The 17,095-nt window shown below is 48.6% G+C and carries 15 protein-coding genes and 1 pseudogene; 8 read left to right on the forward strand and 8 right to left on the reverse strand.

Annotation, left to right across the window (positions count from 1 at the left end; translation table 11 throughout):
- Positions 1-16: 16 nt before the first annotated feature.
- Positions 17-274 (reverse strand): hypothetical protein, encoded by a 258-nt coding sequence (locus A9B99_RS01060; RefSeq protein WP_064593814.1) that lies wholly within the window; start codon positions 272-274, stop codon positions 17-19.
- Positions 243-770: a DUF2778 domain-containing protein gene (locus A9B99_RS01065; protein WP_064593816.1), complete on the reverse strand. Its 528-nt coding sequence runs from the start codon at positions 768-770 to the stop codon at positions 243-245. The genes A9B99_RS01060 and A9B99_RS01065 overlap by 32 nt, the downstream gene beginning before the upstream one ends.
- Positions 771-1,057: 287 nt before the next feature.
- Between A9B99_RS01065 and A9B99_RS01070 the strand changes: the two are divergent.
- Together A9B99_RS01070 and A9B99_RS01075 are read left to right on the forward strand one after the other, a co-directional pair.
- A pseudogene (locus A9B99_RS01070) lies at positions 1,058-1,335 on the forward strand (Tn3 family transposase); the annotation flags it as partial.
- 199 nt (positions 1,336-1,534) lie between these two features.
- Complete coding sequence (locus tag A9B99_RS01075) at positions 1,535-2,134, forward strand: FMN-dependent NADH-azoreductase (protein WP_064593818.1); 600 nt, start codon at positions 1,535-1,537, stop codon at positions 2,132-2,134.
- Positions 2,135-2,233: 99 nt separating this feature from the next.
- Here the strand turns inward: A9B99_RS01075 and A9B99_RS01080 are convergent, their stop codons facing one another.
- Genes A9B99_RS01080 through A9B99_RS01090 form a run of 3 tightly spaced genes read right to left on the reverse strand, consistent with a single transcriptional unit; the run spans position 2,234 to position 5,368 of the window.
- Positions 2,234-2,530: a YdbL family probable chaperone protein gene (locus A9B99_RS01080; RefSeq protein ID WP_064593820.1), complete on the reverse strand. Its 297-nt coding sequence runs from the start codon at positions 2,528-2,530 to the stop codon at positions 2,234-2,236.
- Positions 2,531-2,549: 19 nt separating this feature from the next.
- The gene (locus A9B99_RS01085; protein ID WP_064593822.1) at positions 2,550-2,738 is read right to left on the reverse strand and encodes a YnbE family lipoprotein; all 189 of its coding nucleotides are present in this window, start codon (positions 2,736-2,738) and stop codon (positions 2,550-2,552) included.
- A complete protein-coding gene (locus A9B99_RS01090) occupies positions 2,735-5,368 on the reverse strand; it encodes a YdbH family protein (RefSeq protein WP_064593824.1) in 2,634 nt (877 codons plus the stop codon). Before A9B99_RS01090 ends, A9B99_RS01085 begins: the two co-directional genes overlap by 4 nt.
- Positions 5,369-5,582: 214 nt before the next feature.
- Here A9B99_RS01090 and A9B99_RS01095 point away from each other — a divergent pair, with 214 nt between their 5' ends.
- Positions 5,583-6,572: a 2-hydroxyacid dehydrogenase gene (locus tag A9B99_RS01095; RefSeq protein WP_064593826.1), complete on the forward strand. Its 990-nt coding sequence runs from the start codon at positions 5,583-5,585 to the stop codon at positions 6,570-6,572.
- Positions 6,573-6,704: 132 nt separating this feature from the next.
- Positions 6,705-7,127: an META domain-containing protein gene (locus A9B99_RS01100; RefSeq protein ID WP_064593829.1), complete on the forward strand. Its 423-nt coding sequence runs from the start codon at positions 6,705-6,707 to the stop codon at positions 7,125-7,127.
- Here A9B99_RS01100 and A9B99_RS01105 read toward each other — a convergent pair whose 3' ends face one another.
- Positions 7,128-7,403: a putative hemolysin gene (locus A9B99_RS01105; RefSeq protein ID WP_064593831.1), complete on the reverse strand. Its 276-nt coding sequence runs from the start codon at positions 7,401-7,403 to the stop codon at positions 7,128-7,130.
- A 312-nt stretch (positions 7,404-7,715) separates the two neighbouring features.
- Here A9B99_RS01105 and nifJ point away from each other — a divergent pair, with 312 nt between their 5' ends.
- Both nifJ and ttcA read left to right on the forward strand, forming a co-directional pair.
- Positions 7,716-11,249 (forward strand): pyruvate:ferredoxin (flavodoxin) oxidoreductase, encoded by a 3,534-nt coding sequence (gene nifJ / locus A9B99_RS01110; RefSeq protein ID WP_064593833.1) that lies wholly within the window; start codon positions 7,716-7,718, stop codon positions 11,247-11,249.
- Between the two features lie 353 nt (positions 11,250-11,602).
- Positions 11,603-12,529, forward strand: a complete 927-nt coding sequence (gene ttcA, locus A9B99_RS01115) for a tRNA 2-thiocytidine(32) synthetase TtcA (RefSeq protein WP_064593836.1) — start codon at positions 11,603-11,605, stop codon at positions 12,527-12,529.
- Positions 12,530-13,024: 495 nt separating this feature from the next.
- On the opposite strand, the gene zntB is transcribed toward ttcA, so the two are convergent.
- A complete protein-coding gene (gene zntB / locus A9B99_RS01120) occupies positions 13,025-14,008 on the reverse strand; it encodes a zinc transporter ZntB (RefSeq protein ID WP_064593838.1) in 984 nt (327 codons plus the stop codon).
- A 163-nt stretch (positions 14,009-14,171) separates the two neighbouring features.
- Between zntB and A9B99_RS01125 the strand changes: the two genes are divergently transcribed.
- Together A9B99_RS01125 and A9B99_RS01130 are read left to right on the forward strand one after the other, a co-directional pair.
- Positions 14,172-15,353 (forward strand): GGDEF domain-containing protein, encoded by a 1,182-nt coding sequence (locus A9B99_RS01125; RefSeq protein WP_064593840.1) that lies wholly within the window; start codon positions 14,172-14,174, stop codon positions 15,351-15,353.
- A gap of 121 nt (positions 15,354-15,474) precedes the next feature.
- Complete coding sequence (locus tag A9B99_RS01130) at positions 15,475-15,819, forward strand: hypothetical protein (protein ID WP_064593842.1); 345 nt, start codon at positions 15,475-15,477, stop codon at positions 15,817-15,819.
- A gap of 5 nt (positions 15,820-15,824) precedes the next feature.
- Here A9B99_RS01130 and A9B99_RS01135 read toward each other — a convergent pair whose 3' ends face one another.
- Entirely contained in the window at positions 15,825-17,078 is a 1,254-nt protein-coding gene (locus A9B99_RS01135; protein ID WP_064593844.1) for a mechanosensitive ion channel family protein, read from the reverse strand.
- Between the last annotated feature and the right edge of the window lie 17 nt (positions 17,079-17,095).

The following is a 17,095-nucleotide window of genomic DNA, read 5'->3' on the forward strand; positions in this document are numbered from 1 at the left end:
CCGGTTTAGTTTATCGTTATTTGTTCAACATTTTTTCGATTAGGCGAACTGCAACTTGATAGCCTACTGTAGTAACAATAGTGCATACTACAAGCAACGCAATACCAACAAAACCTTCTACATCACGTTCTCCTAATAAACCAGCAGCTTTTTTCCAGAAATCGATCTGGCCTTGAGTTGCAGGATCAGATGGCCGCATGAGAAGGAACGTCAGAACAAAAATTGCTAAACCTGTAAAGATTCTAATCCCCGCCGGGACACGTCGCGCTGCCATTTAGAATTACCTCAATTGTGCCGTAGGACATTAGACCGTTGACCAGTTTCACTTGCTGCGTTGAAAGCAATGCCTGGCGTATCGCCAGGAAGTCAGTTCTGTGTTGCAGCGTAATACAACCGAGAGATATTCCTAATGGGCCGGGCGGATGTAAACGAAAATTACCTCTTTCGACGCCATTTACCCATGTATGGTCATCAATTTTTCCATCATCACGATATAAAGCAAACCACTCATATTTAATCACTGGCGTCGAAGTGGGCCAGGAATAAAAATCATGAAGATCAGTACGAATTACGCCCTTCCAACCACCGGTTGGTCTCTTAACTATATAGTAACGACCACCAGGGATTGGTCCATTATCTGGTACGCCAACACATCCAGCACGGTTACGATATTGATCATTTCCAGAATAGGCCAGAAATGTGCCAACACCATAGAACATTAGTGGACTAAAATCGGCATCGTTCACAACGAATTTTCCTTGCAGAGCCATAAATAATTAGTTCCTTCTCGTTAACTCCATAAACGATAAAGCGATTTTAGCACGCATTAGTCTTAATTTTTATGTGGTTTAGCTAAACATAGCAGGAACTGGCTGCAAAGTTACAGGTTCAATCAGAACGCTTTTTCAAACGGAAATACGTGGCGCGGGATATGCCCGTTTTCTCTGCCACTATTTTAAATGACAGCCCCTACCGGATGAGTGCGAGGGCTGATACTGTGGAGCTATGTGGTTTTCTGCCGAACTTCACACCAGACGCCATTGCAGCGGCCCGTCTTTTACAGAAGCGCTACCGTGAAGGGCAGGAAGACAGTTGGGTGCGCTCGGGGCCTGGTCACTAACGCGGGAGTACTGTGGAATTCTCTTTAATATGCGGGAGGCGCTTTCACACCTTCGCTCAACAGGCGAAACGCCAGAAGATAAGCATATTGCCTGGCTTTCGCCACTGATGCACGGTCATATCTACATGCTGGGGCACTATACGTTTACTCTGCCGGAAGATATTTTAAAGGGAGAACTGAGGTCATTACATTTAAACAATGAATTATCTGCTTAGCGTGGTTTTTTACACGCTTGAACCTCAGGGCCTAATAACAAGCTTGCCATCAGGGTAACACATTCAGCGGCAATACGCCTTGTTCAAAAAATTCGAACATACAGTTCGATTAATTGCACTATCACTGTCTGCCATTTGTAAATAGAGTGAAGCGATTCTGCGCGTTTTCGCGCCCACTCGTATCAAAAAGGAAGTATGAATGAGCAAAGTGCTTGTTTTGAAGAATAGTATTCTGGCAGGTTTTTCCCAATCCAACCTGTTGATTGACCACCTGACCACACAATGGCAGGAAAAACACAGTGCCGATACCATTACAGTGCGCGACCTCGCGGCTGATACGGTTCCGGTACTTGATGGTGAGTTAGTCAGCGCGTTACGCCCCAGCGAAGCTCCTCTCACGCCGCGCCAGCAGGATGCCCTGAACCTGTCTGATACGCTTATCAACGAACTTAAAGCGCATGATGTAATTGTTATTGCGGCACCGATGTATAACTTCAACATCACCACTCAGCTCAAAAACTACATCGATTTTATTGCTCGTGCGGGTGTGACTTTCCGCTATACCGAAAACGGCCCGGAAGGCTTACTGACGGGTAAACGCGCAATTGTCGTGACTACGCGTGGCGGTATCCACAAAGATTCCCCGAGCGACCTTATCACCCCTTATCTGAAATTGTTCCTCGGGTTTATTGGCATTACTGAAGTTGATTTTATTTACGAAGAAGGTGTGGGTTACGGCCCGGAAGTTCTGGCTAAAGCTCAGGCTGAAGCGAAAGCCGCAATTGATGCCCTGGTGTAATATTTATACCGTTCATAAATAAGATTCATAACTGCTTAAAGGGAAAAGACTTCTTTTCCCTTTTTTATCTTCTCTGCATGGCTTCAGGCCTGTTATGTATCAGTGCTTTTGTACCCACAGGCCATTTACGCCCCGCACATACTCACCCGATTTAGCCCGTTCAACCAGTTTGCTGCCAGCCAGGCGGGCAACATCCTCCTGCGGGACATTGTTTTGCGCAGCCAACTGCCGGTAGCTCTCTGCCCGTGCCTGGTTAATTTTTGCTACCAGCGCAGCTGTTTCACTGTCATTGCTGCGCGCAGCAATGTACCCACTAAAGGTTTCGCCCACTTTACCTTGTTCGCGTGCCTGTTGCAGTGTCAGTGCCATCACCGGTGTGCTCAACATTAACAGCATCAACCCCGGTAAGGCTCGCTTAAAACAGGTCGCTGCGGTTTTTAAGAAGTGTTTCCACGTCCTTGTCCACTTTGATATGGATCTCATGTTCAATTTTCACGTTCATGTTGATAGTAATTGGCGCCTGCGGGGCCGCCAGTTCAATTCTTGGGGTACAGCCAGCCAGCATCACTGCCAGAACAGGCAACCAGAAAGCCTGTTGATTCATTGTTTCTCCTTACATTGACGGCTGCCTGTGCAGCGCTGTTCAGTCAATTGTGCATTTTGCTCCAGCCATGACTCAAGGTTGTCAGCAAAACGCAAACTACGCCACAGCGTAAAAATATTCTCTTCATGGTGGTAATTCAGGTTAACTTTCGCTGATTTACCTTCACTATAGCTGGTACCCTGAACCTGAGTCGATAACCGCAGTACACCCAGGTTATCGACGTTGATATTGCTCCATGAATGGTTAATTTCCATGTAGCGCAGCCAGTTTATCGCAGAGCCAGCCGTTACGTTGTCACGAACAATGGCATCGGCCATATCTTTATCGAGCCGGAAAGTCAGTGGTCCGGGGTTCGTCAGCCAGCCATCTTTAACAATCCACTGAGGGTTATTCAGCCATAACGGTAACCCACCGCTGATTCTCCCCGATACTGCTAACTGTTTGGCATGCACCGCAGTGAGAAGTTCACTGGAAGACAGATTATCAAGGCGCAACAAAGCAGCATCATGTTGCGGCAGGCGTAACTGGCGCATCTCAATTTTACCGTCGAGTATTTCCATACTGACATTGCTCAATTGCAGCGGATGGCTGTCACTCCATGGAACCCAGCCCTGTAAATCCGCATTTAAGTTTGTTGCGGTAACCTGGCTGCTGACCTTGCCAATCCGCAAACGCACCGGGCCACGGGTGCCCAGGTGCCATACCCCTTGCGAAAAACGAAAAGGTAATGTGAAGTTAACATTGCTGATTTCGTTATCAGGCAGTTGGGCTGCGCCTTTGCGAATAACACCATGCCCACCGGCTTCAAAACCCTGAACGGCAGCAGCAGAAAACGCCACCTGAGCGGCCAGTTCACCATGAGTAAGGTGTAACTTTATGTCGGGGGGAATAAGTGACTGGAAATGAGACAATCCCTGTACTGGCCACCAGGCTTTACCACGCAAACGCGTACCATCCCAGCGAGAATAAACAGTAACTGGCCCCAGCTTTCCTGCTACCAGTTCACCTCGCAGATTAAAGGCATCAGGATTCCGCCCTGTGAGCTGGAAGGTGAAACTTGCCGGGTCAAGATAGCTTCCATTACTAAAAGACGTTCTCCCCGTTTCGAGTGCCAGTTTTCCAGTAAAGTCTGGTCGTTGTGGGTTACGTTGCCAGCTCAGGGGCTCACGGAGTGTAAGCCGGGGTTTGGATACCAGCATACTGCCATAGCGTAACTGGTCGAATCCTGTTGAAAGAGTGTTAAGTGTAATCAGGCTGTCATGCCATTCACCTTCGCCCTGCACATCCCAGTGCGCCTGCATGGGGTTAAACACCCCTTTTCCCCAGTAACGCCAGCGCCAGCGACCGTTGTCAGGCAGAAAATTTTCCGCCACACCATCAAGGTGAATCACAAATGCACCCAACTGGTTTTCATGGGCCTTAAGAATAGCCTGTAACCTGCCAGCAACACCATGGCGGGTAAGTTTTACGCCAGCAAGCGGCAGGCGCACATCGTCAATATCCAGGGAATCCACCAGCCGCCCATGGGAGCGCAGCAGCGCACCGGGCAAGAAATGCAAAACAGATGATTGTAATGGGCCACTCAGTATAACTGGCAGGCCCACATAGAAAATCATATTGTCTTGTTTTATTTCGCCTGTGAGGCGTGCGGGTAGTGCACTGTCAACCAGGCTAAGTTTACCGGGGCCCAAAGTCATCACCAGATTACCTTTCCCGGCATCACCCTGCGTCAGGGCATTAAGGCGCCCGGATACCACCGCCTGCTCAGGGCCGCCAGACCAGTTGTCTATAGTGAGATTGACCTGGCCTTTTGCCTCACGGTTACCTTCACTCCACTGCCACCGGCCCTCTTCAATGCGTACTTGTTGAGGTGTCACTTTCCACGGCAGTACCAATAACGGTTGTTTATCCGGCACTGATGCCCGTATTTCCCCCTGGTTTCCCTGCCAGTTAAATTCGGCCAGCACAGGTGCAGACAAGTCCGGCACAACAATGTGCGCATACAATTTCCCTTGTTCCGGCAAACCAGTTGGCACCAGATTAAGTGAAACAGCGCCCTGTAAAGTCACCGGCTTGTCCTGGCCGGGAACAACTACCGCCATATCACTGATAGTTAACGACTGCCCCGCAAGACGGGCATGTAATTTGAGTTTGTCGCCCTGCCATGACAACAGTTGCCGCTCTGAAGAAACAGAAAGGTGTACCTGCCCACCGTACTGCTGCCAGGGCACGACTTTGACATGTTCTATCCACAGATCACCTTTGGGCAACAGTTGTTGTATCTGGGTTAGTGTTTGTGATGATGCACTATCTGGTTGCACGGGTAAACTGGCGGCACACTGGGGATCAACCGTCAAAGTGCTGGCTGAAAGCCGCCAGTATTGGGGGTGTGAAAGTTGTAACTGGCTGACATCAACCAGGGTACAACCTTCCACTTTAAGCTGGAGCCCGGGCAAGGTTAGCTGGCGTAACGTGATTTTCGGTTCAGCGGTTAAAACCAGGTGTATACCTGCTGGTAACCACAAACGGGCAAGCGCAGGGAGCCACATTTGTACGCTCGCAAACAGCACAAATGGCAGCAAGGCAACCAACAAAGCCAGTGTAATAATTATCTTATAGGAACCCTTCATGGGTAGCTGCCGTCCTTCTTCGCCAGGTTAGTCAGTCGCCAGTCGGTGCAAATGTTATTTTTACATGATTGGGTTGTGCATTAAACCCTCTTGCAGACCTGTGGCTTATTGACCAGTCTTAATATGGAAACTTCTGAATTAAACCATTTTTAACTATTTGTTTAACTTATTAAATGATGACAGAATTTATATAAACTTCGATTGGAGAAACCCTATGAAACTTGCGGTCTACAGTACCAAACAGTATGACAAAAAATACATAGAGCATGTGAACAAGGATTTCGGCTTCGGGCTGGAATTCTATGATTTTCTCCTGACCGAAAAAACAGCAAAAACCGCAGTTGGGTGTGATGGTGTGTGCATCTTCGTTAATGATGATGGCAGCCGCCCGGTTTTGGAAGAGCTGAAAAGTCTGGGTGTCAAATTTATCGCCTTGCGTTGTGCAGGCTTTAATAATGTTGACCTTGATGCCGCAAAAGAGCTGGGCCTTGCTGTTGTACGTGTGCCGGCTTATTCGCCGGAAGCTGTTGCTGAGCATGCCATTGGCCTGATGATGAGCCTTAATCGCCGTATCCACCGTGCGTATCAGCGTACCCGCGATGCCAATTTCTCTCTGGAAGGGCTCACCGGTACCACTTTGTTTGGCAAAACAGCGGGAGTGATTGGTACCGGGAAAATCGGCGTTGCGATGCTGCGTATTTTGAAAGGCTTTGGTATGCGTTTGCTGGCGTTTGACCCTTACCCTAATGCGGCGGCACTGGATATGGGAGTGGAATACGTGGATTTGCAAACACTGTATTCCCAGTCCGATGTGATTTCACTGCATTGCCCACTCACGCCTGAAAACTACCATTTATTAAACCACAGTGCTTTCGACCAAATGAAAGATGGTGTGATGATAATTAACACCAGCCGTGGTGGGTTAATTGACTCTCAAGCTGCGATCGATGCACTGAAGACTCAGAAAATTGGCGCGCTGGGCATGGATGTTTATGAGAATGAACGCGATCTGTTCTTTGAAGATAAATCCAATGATGTTATCCAGGATGATGTCTTCCGCCGTCTTTCCGCCTGTCACAATGTTTTGTTCACCGGGCACCAGGCGTTTTTGACCGCTGAAGCATTAATCAGCATTGCGGAAACAACCTTGAATAATCTTAAACAGCTGGAAGCGGGCGAATCCTGCACCAATCAGATTGCCTGATTTGCTACACTCATGCTGTTGCCGGATAGTTATAGTTAGCTGGTGCTGGCAACGTAACGGCAGTACGTTTGCGTTACCAGCATACTTTATCCTGTGAATAACGGACATGGACACTCTCAGGGAGTAATAAAGATGAAGAAAGTGATACCCGCATTACTGGCTATGATGGCCCTGGCAGGTTGCGCTCAGGAAGGCTCAGCCCCAGGAGCTGCACAACTGGCTGACCAGTCGTTTGTACTGAAAACATTCAATGGCAAACCATTGACAGATAACTCGCGCCCGGCAAGCCTGCACTTTAGCAATACGTTGCAAGTATCAGGCAATATGTGTAACCGCTTTACGGGACAGGGTAGCCTGTCGGGGAATACCCTGACGGTTGCAGGAATGGCAGGCACCAAAATGCTGTGCGTTGATGCGCAAATGAACCAACTGGATAACGTTATCGGCAAGATGTTAACCCAGGGTGCGGCAGTAACATTAACTGCAGATACGCTTACCCTGAAAGCCAATGACGATACTCTGGTTTACCAGCGTATGGCAGGTACCGGAAAATAATCAGTACGTTCCACAATTACCCGCGGCAAGTGCGTTCTCGTTACAGCGTTTGCCGTTGGGTAATGCACATGTGCCAATCATGGAGCCATCGAGTTGGCGTGCAGCAAGTACCATTCCACCTATCATCGCGCAATTTGCCTGGCCTTGTCCGGACATAACTGATTCAAGTGGGCTACGAGTGTGTGCCGCAGTTGCTTGCTGTACCGGTTCATTACTACTGCATGCTGTGAGAAAAAAAAGCGCCGCCCCTGCCGCCACAATAAAACCTGCCTTCATGCGTTTTCTCCTGTCCACCAGGTTGTGTCTGAATAGTCTTTTTTGACAAAACTTTTGCATCATAGGCCACACGTTTCACTACGTCGACCCTGAAACCCACGAGTTTTCAGGGTTTTTGCTATTTTTTTTGTTCCGGAGCACATTTTTTTGCATACATTCAGTGACAGTGTCACTAATTATTCTGTAATGAACAACCAAAACCCCAGGACACAGGGGGAAAAATTGCCTCGCTTCAGGTTTGCTAGACTCAAAACATAATGACAAAAAGCCTGCGCGATGCAGGCCTTATGAATGCAATGTTGAGGAATTTTTATGATAACCACTGATGGCAATGGCGCTGTTGCGTCCGTCGCGTATCGTTTAAATGAAGTTATCGCCATTTACCCCATAACCCCAAGTTCTGTGATGGCAGAACAGGCAGATGCCTGGTCTGAAAATGGGGTGAAAAATGTCTGGGGTGATGTCCCCAGAGTTGTCGAGATGCAATCTGAAGGTGGTGCAATAGCGACCGTTCATGGTGCGTTGCAGACCGGTTCCCTGGCCACCTCTTTCACCTCGTCTCAGGGGTTGTTGTTGATGATCCCGACACTGTATAAACTTGCCGGGCAACTCATGCCCTTTGTGTTGCATGTAGCGGCAAGAACCGTAGCAACGCACGCGTTATCCATTTTTGGTGACCATTCTGATGTCATGGCAGTCCGCCAGACTGGGTGTGCGCTGTTATGTTCGTCCAGCGTACAGGAAGCACAGGACTTTGCTCTGATTTCAACCATGGCGACACTTGAAAGCCGGGTGCCTTTTGTGCACTTCTTTGATGGTTTCCGTACTTCCCATGAGATCAATAAAATCTCACCACTGAGCGATGATACATTGCTCAAATTAATACCCGAATCAGCTATCCTGGCTCACCGTGAACGGGCACTGGACCCGGAGCACCCGGTTATTCGTGGCACATCAGCTAATCCGGATACCTGGTTTCAGGCCCGGGAAGCAACAAATCCGTGGTATGACAGGCTCAGTGGCGTGGTTGAGCAGGCCATGAAGGCATTTGGCGAGCAAACCGGGCGTCACTATCACCCCTTCGATTATTACGGGCATCCACAAGCTGAACGTGTGGTGATTATCATGGGTTCAGCCATCGGTTGTTGTGAGGAAGTTGTTGATTACCTGGCCGCCAACGGTGAGAAAGTCGGATTGCTCAAAGTCCGGCTATTCCGGCCTTTCAGTGCACACCATTTTCTATCTGCGCTACCCGACAGCGTTACTGATATTGCGGTAATGGATCGCACAAAAGAACCGGGAGCTGTTGCTGAACCGCTTTACCTTGATGTCATGACAACGCTGGCACAGGCCTGGCAACAGCGCCAACGGGCGACACTGCCCCGGGTTATCGGTGGCCGCTATGGGTTATCATCAAAAGAGTTTGACCCGCGTTGTGCGCTGGCTATTTTTAATGTGCTTAACCAGGCCGAGCCCCCCACCCGTTTTACTGTGGGGATATTTGATGATATTACCCATCTTTCGTTACCGTTACCTGCACAATCCCTGCCATCTTCCTCCCGCCTTGAAGCCCTGTTTTATGGCCTGGGCAGCGATGGTTCTGTTTCAGCAACTAAAAATAACATCAAAATTATTGGCAACAGCACGCCCTGGTATTCGCAAGGTTACTTCGTTTATGACTCCAAGAAAGCGGGAGGGCTGACAGTTTCGCACCTGCGTATTGCGGATACTCCGGTACGCTCCACCTGGCTGGTAGAAGAAGCCGACTTCATTGGCTGCCACCAGTGGCAATTTATTGATAAATATTCAATGGCGGATAAGCTGAAACCAGGCGGCATTTTCCTGGTGAATTCGCCTTACCCGGAAGATGAAGTATGGCAACGGCTCCCGCAGGAAGTGCAGGCGGTGTTGCGCCATAAACAAGCCCGGCTGTGGGTTATCAATGCAGCAAAAATCGCCCGCGAGTGCCAGTTAGGTGCGCGGATAAATACGGTAATGCAAATGGCCTTTTTCCATTTAACGCAGTTATTACCGGGTAGCCAGGCGCTGGATGCATTAAGGGGCGCCATTGCGAAGAGTTACCAGAGTAAAGGCCAGGAGCTGGTAGAGCGCAACTGGCAAGCTTTAGCGCTGACCGAGTCATCGCTTCATGAAGTGCCAACAGGTGATGTGAACAATAACAGCCACCATATGCCGCCGGTTGTTACGCACACCGCACCGGACTTTGTGAAAACCGTCACCAGCGCCATGATTGCCGGGCTTGGAGACAAACTCCCGGTTTCAGCCTTTCCGCCGGATGGAACCTGGCCCGTTGGCACTACGCGCTGGGAAAAACGCAATATTGCTGAAGCTATTCCCATCTGGAATCCGGGAATTTGTACCCAGTGTAATCACTGTGTTGCCGCCTGCCCACACTCTGCAATACGGGCAAAAGTTGTCGAACCAGAAGCCCTTGATGCAGCACCGGAAACATTGCAGTCACTCGATGTTAAATCACGGGATATGCGGGGCCAGAAGTACGTATTGCAGGTAGCGCCTGAAGACTGCACCGGTTGTGACCTGTGTGTTGAGGTTTGCCCGGCCAAAGACCGCGAGAACCCGGATATTAAAGCGATTAATATGCAGCCAAGGCTTGAGCATGTTGAGCAGGAAAAACAGCATTATGATTTCTTCCTTTCACTGCCAGACCGCGATCGCAGCACACTTGAGCGGATTGATATCCGCACATCACAACTGCTTACGCCATTGTTTGAGTATTCCGGAGCCTGCTCTGGCTGTGGTGAAACGCCTTATATCAAGTTGCTGACGCAGCTGTTTGGCGACCGTTTGTTAGTAGCCAATGCCACAGGTTGTTCTTCCATCTATGGTGGTAACCTGCCAACTACGCCGTGGACAACAGATGCCAATGGTCGTGGCCCGGCATGGGCAAACTCGCTGTTTGAAGATAACGCTGAATTTGGTCTGGGTTTTCGGTTATCCCAGACACAGCATCGCAAGCGGGCTGAACGCCTGTTGGCAACACTGGGTGACGCGCTACCTGATACATTACGCAGCGCGTTAAGTGAACCGGCAAGTATTGAGGAACGCCGCCAGCAAATCAGCCAGTTACGCGCGCTTCTCACTGATATTGCCTCGCCTGCAGCCGTCGAGTTATTGCATGTGGCGGATTACCTGGTAGAACGTTCTGTCTGGCTGGTTGGTGGCGATGGCTGGGCTTATGATATAGGTTATGGCGGGTTGGATCATGTGATGAGCCTGACCGAGAACGTCAATGTACTGGTGCTGGATACCCAGTGTTATTCGAATACGGGTGGGCAGGCGTCAAAGGCAACCCCATTGGGCGCAGTAACCAAGTTTGGCGAGAGTGGCAAACGCAAGGCTCGTAAAGATTTGGGCGTGAGCGTGATGATGTATGGGCATGTGTATGTTGCGCAGATTTCTCTGGGTGCTCAGTTAAACCAGACGGTCAAAGCCATTCAGGAAGCGGAAGCCTGGCCCGGGCCTTCGTTGATAATTGCTTATAGCCCGTGTGAAGAGCATGGCTACGACCTGGCCCTGAGCCACGACCAGATGCGCCAACTCACCACCAGTGGTTTTTGGCCGCTATACCGGTTCGACCCGCAACGGGCAGAACAAGGGAAAGCCCCTTTACAACTCGATTCAAGACCACCCTCTGATGCGCTACGGGAAGCATTACTCAATGAGCAACGCTTCAGGCGGCTGAACAATCAGCAGCCTGAGGTGGCTGAACAATTGTGGCAAGATGCAGCACATTGTCTGCAAAAACGCTACGATTTTCTGGCGATGCTGGCCGGTAAAAGCGTGTCGGGTCAGCCCACTGAATAAGCGTAAGCCCCCGGGTGCTACCCCGGGGTAACTCAGCATGCAATACACAAACCTGAGGTACCCACACGCCCTCTTCCGGTATGCTGCTTCAGCATAAGTCACATGTGCATAAGGTTTTTAATTTGCCTGGTATTTACTCTTTACAGTCATTACACCTACTTTCAGAAATCAGGCTAAGTGATGAAAACATGCTGGCTTTCGCCGTGGTAATCCGTACCATACGCAGCATACTTTTTACTGTGCCTTAACCTGTTCGGCCACCCTGTTGAAAACGGAAAGCATCAGCATATATCTGTGTAGCCTTTGCTGCGCATCAGTGAACTGCTTTTTCGTTACTGCCCGAGAGTTTTAGAATGCAAGATAATCAAGACGTTACCAAGAAAGAACAATACAATCTCAATAAACTGCAAAAGCGTCTGCGGCGCAATGTGGGTGAAGCTATCGCTGATTTTAATATGATAGAAGAAGGCGATCGCATTATGGTTTGCCTTTCAGGCGGGAAAGACAGTTACACCATGCTCGAAATACTGCGTAACCTGCAACAAAGCGCGCCAGTCAATTTTACTCTGATTGCCGTAAACCTCGACCAGAAACAACCGGGTTTCCCCGAGCATATTCTGCCTGAATACCTTGATACTATCGGCGTTGAGTACAAAATTGTTGAAGAAAATACTTACGCTATCGTCAAGGACAAAATTCCGGAAGGCAAAACAACCTGTTCACTTTGTTCACGTTTACGGCGTGGTATTTTGTATCGTACAGCGACAGAAATTGGCGCAACCAAGATTGCGCTTGGCCACCATCGTGATGACATTCTGCAAACCCTGTTTCTCAATATGTTTTATGGCGGTAAGCTTAAAGGCATGCCACCTAAACTGATGAGCGATGATGGCAAACATATTGTTATTCGCCCCCTTGCCTATTGCAGAGAAAAAGATATTGAGCGGTTCTCCACGGCAAAAGCGTTTCCAATTATTCCGTGTAACCTGTGTGGTTCACAGCCGAATTTGCAGCGCCAGGTCATTGCCGACATGCTGCGTGACTGGGATAAACGCTACCCAGGTCGTATTGAGACCATGTTTCGCGCCATGCAGGATGTAGTACCTTCTCACTTGTGTGACACCGAATTATTCGATTTCAAAGGGATTCATCACGGCAGTGAGGTCATTGATGGTGGCGATCTGGCTTTTGACCGCCAGGAGATCCCGTTAACTCCGGTTGGCTGGGAAGAAGACAGTGAATCGAAAAGCCAGCGCCTGGATATCCTGGAAGTAAAATAATTGATAAATATAAAACGGGCCGTCAGGCCCGTTTTATATCTCTGCACCCGATCCTTCTGTGTTAATTCTCCTGGTTTCAGCCTGTCTGCGGCTGCGCTGGTTACATTGTGTTATACCAACAGCTAATGCACTAAAGGGTGCGGGTCAGGATCCGGTACGGGCTCATGAGGTACAGGGTCAGGCCGCGGGTGTGGTTTGGTCACAGGAACAGGCTCTGCGGGAAAAGGGTCACATTTCATATCACCTCCTTTTGCTTCCTGCATAAGCTTAGAACGCCCCAGAAAACAGGCAAAAAAAAGCCGACAAAATTTGTCGGCGTCGTACGAATTAATCTTGCTATGCAGTAATTCAAAAAAGGAAGTAAGACAATATGGAGCGCAACGCCCATCGCTTGACGTTGCATTCACCTGCGAAATTGATATTGCCTTTTTCATCTGGAAAATTTATTGATGTGGCTCAATATAATTGTCTCTTTAGTTCGATAATTCTCGTTATTTACAGCCAGTTACTACGTTTTAACCACACAATAACAGCGACAACAAGAATTACCAACATAAGGCAGAAAAATGCAAAACCAAACCCCCAACTACCACCTGGGATACCACCGAGATTAACGCCAAATAAACCAGTCAGGAATGTGCTGGGAAGAAATACCATAGCCATAAGCGACATGGTATAAGAGCGGCGTGATAATGATTCCTGCATCATCTGTGATATTTCATCAGCCATTATGGCAGTGCGCGCGATGCAGGCATCAATTTCATCCAGCCCGCGTCCCAAACGGTCTGCTATATCCTGCATCCGTCTCCTTTCGTCGTCATCCATCCATGCCAGACGCTCACTGGCAAGACGCGCAAACACATCACGTTGCGGTGCCATATAGCGGCGCATGACTATCAGTTGCTTGCGTAATAATGCAAGTTGACCACGCTGAGGGACTTGCTGGTCCAGTAAATCATCTTCCAGATCGATAATCTGATCATGGAGTTGTTCAATAAACTCACTCGCATGATCAGTTAACGCATCACATACATCAACCAACCATCCGCCGACATCCTTCGCTCCGGTCCCGGATTTCAGGTCATTAATCACATCATCCAGCGCCAAAACCTGGCGCTGGCGTGATGTAATTATCATGTTTTCATTGATATACATGCGCATGGCAACCAGTTGGTCCGGTCGCTCATCTGTACTGCCATTTATGCAACGCAGTGTAATAAAGGTACCTTCTCCCATGCGGGTAACGCGCGGGCGCAGGCTTTCTCCCGCCAGCAAGTCTCTTGCGACATCGGGTAACAGTGGGGAGTTTGCCAGCCAGTCGGCACTTTGTGGATGGGTATAATTAAGATGCAACCAGCATGGATGTTGCTTATCAACACTATCTGATTGTTCCAGAGGAACAATGCCACCCATACCATCAAAACGCCAGGTATAAACGGCGTCAGAAACGAAAAAATCACGCCCGGTTAACCCACTCAAAACTACCCCCTGCTCACGCTCTGTGTTCCATCATAGTGTTACGTTGATGCAGCTATGACCCGGTTTTTACAGTCAATTTAGCAAAATTTCACATCTTATATAACATTCTACTAAAATCCTTTGTAGCATTGGTATGTAACACTTTACCCAAAAGGAACCAGATTTGTTCAGACGGAAAGTATGTAAGGCATTTGACTTACGTTACGAGCAGACACGCCAGCACGCAATAATTATGAGCGCTAACTGGTTTCTGTGGGTTAACCTTTTGTTCAGTATTGTCATTTTAGTTCGTTACTATTTTCACCCCAGAGAAAGTCTTTCTATTCCTGCCGGGCGGATGGATTTCTCGCATTTACCACTATTTGCAGTCATGGTGATAAGTGCTGCAGTGCTGTATATCCTTAAATACTCACCGGACAGACTCTCGCGTAATATTTGGACTATGCTGCGCGTGACAATGCTTATACTCAGCCTGAACTGGTGCCTGGTGCTATTTTTGCTGTTTTCCAGCGGCGGGCGCCCTGTTATTTTCGCGCTGGCTTCTATTTTATTGCTTACCGGGCTGATAGCGCTTTATGTTGATGCTCTGGCGTGGTTTTTGTTCAGTGTACCACTTCAGGCTGCCATTATTATTACCAGCCTGGTGTTTACCAGCTATATCACTGTAGTCAATGTGCTGGCATATATTTCACTCGCTTTATTGGTCGAGTCCGCGCGGCGCATGCTCAATACCTGGTTTGTTCTCGCCATACACCGGGAACAAGAAAATAACGATTTGATTCAGCGCCTGGAGATTCAGGCAAATTGTGATCCTCTTACTGGGTTGGCTAATCGCAGGGCTTTCCAGGTGATGTTAGATAAAACCGTCCAGCGCGCCTCGTTTCAACAGGGCGATAGCGTCTTTTCAATGCTTATGCTCGATGTCGATAAATTCAAAAACTACAATGACTTCTATGGCCACCAGGCAGGCGATTCATGCCTGATCCAGGTCGCTGAATCCATTGAAAGCGCGGTGCGGGCTAACCTGGATTTGGTTGGGCGATTTGGCGGTGAAGAGTTTATTGTATTATTACCTCAGGCATCAGCAACGGACGCTGCCGATATCGCAAAGCGTATACAAAGTGCACTCAGCATGCGAAGTATTGAACATATGGCTTCAGATGTTACCAATAAAGTTACACTGAGTATCGGCATCGCCGAATGGTCAGTGGGAATGAGCGCGAGCCAGCTCATTTCCCGGGCAGACAGCGCGCTTTATTACGCAAAAAATAGTGGCCGGAACCAATACCAAATATTCTACCCGGCCAATGACCAGCAGACAGAACCAACAGCAAAACAGGCATAGCACTGAAAATGTAGATTGCTTTATATGCGTTCTGCTGTTGGTTTGTGGTTATGTCAGGCGTAATGAAGTGGGGAAAACGATATACTGTGAGGTATTATAAATTACATCGCAATGGTACCCAATGACTGATAACTGGACACATAACCCCCGAGTCAACCTGCGACTCTCCCGCTCTGTTAGTGCTGCCATTCTCGGAGATATCAAAGCATTGCTACCCAATGAAGGGATTCAGATTTTTATTAATGAGCTTGATGATGAAAATTATGCCACGCTGGAATGCCAGCAAAATGACGCAATAGCGGCGTTACTGGTGCCCATTATAGTGGTATGGCGCCAACTGGGTTATATCGGACAAATTGTGTGGCAAAGCGGGCAAATCACGCGTGATGTTACCACTGCCACACAATTCCAACTACTTAGTTTAATGAAGACACCGCTGGCATTATTTATTATCCGCCAGGTGTGATACTGCTACGAGCCAGCCCGCAAGGATGACGCAAGGCTGCGCATATCATTGCCCGTTGGCGACTGATGCACACGTAAACCAAATTCACCAATCACAGCATAAATATGATCAAAAATATCCGCCTGGATAGCTTCATACTCAAGCCAGGCGACAGTATTGGTGAATGCGTAAATTTCAAGCGGTAAGCCATCCACTCCAGGAGATAACTGGCGAACCATGGTTGTCATGTTATGGTGAATACGCGGGTGCTGGTTCAGGTATGCGGTCAAATAGGCCCGGAATGTCCCTACATTTGTCAGTTGCCGCACATTGAGTACTGAGCCTGACTCGTGGTCATTTTCCCGGTTCCAGGCTGATAATTCGTTGCATTTCTGTGCTAAATAAGGCGTCAAAATACGCGACTGCTGCAAGTGCGCCAGTTCATCATCAGAGAGAAAATGGATGCTGGTGGTATCAATATTGATGCTACGTTTAATGCGCCGCCCGCCAGACTCAGACATTCCCTGCCAGTTCTTAAAAGCATCAGAAACCAGTGCATAAGTTGGGATAGTAGTAATCGTGTTATCCCAGTTTCTGACTTTAACCGTTGTCAGCCCAATATCGGTAACAGCACCATCAGCGCCATACTTGGGCATTTCCAGCCAGTCTCCCTGGTTTAACATGCGGTTAGCGGAAAGCTGAATCCCCGCCACCAGGCCAAGAATGGGGTCTTTGAACACCAACATGAGTACCGCAGCCATGGCACCCAAACCACTAATCAAAATCGCCGGTGATTTACCAATTAATACCGAGATAATCATGATGCCAATCACAATAGCACTGAGTAGTTTTATGCTCTGGACAATTCCTTTCAGCGGCAGATTCGCGGCGAATGGCAGTTGACGGGAGATAACAAACGAGACATCCATCAGGGAGAAAAAGGCCAGTAACCCATACAACATCACCCATAACTGCGCGGCAGTAAGCAGAAACAAACTGGCGTCACTACCTGCTTCCAGCCACAGTAAAGACTGAATGTGCACAATAATGCCCTGAAGCACAAAGGCCAGGCGGCGAAACAGGTGATGCTGGGTAATAACCTGAAGCCAGAGTGTATTACTACTTCGTGCGCGTTTTTCAAAAGCGCGTAACACAAGGCGATGTAACACGAGGTGAACGACGACAGCCGTAAAAAAAATGATCGCCAGGACACAAGCCAGCGCCATTGAGTTAGTTAAATTAATGCCGTAACGTCCGGCAAAATGCATGAGTTCCTGCATATAATCTCCTTTTTATT

The sequence above is a fragment of the Mangrovibacter phragmitis genome (genome assembly GCF_001655675.1).
GTDB lineage: Bacteria > Pseudomonadota > Gammaproteobacteria > Enterobacterales > Enterobacteriaceae > Mangrovibacter > Mangrovibacter phragmitis.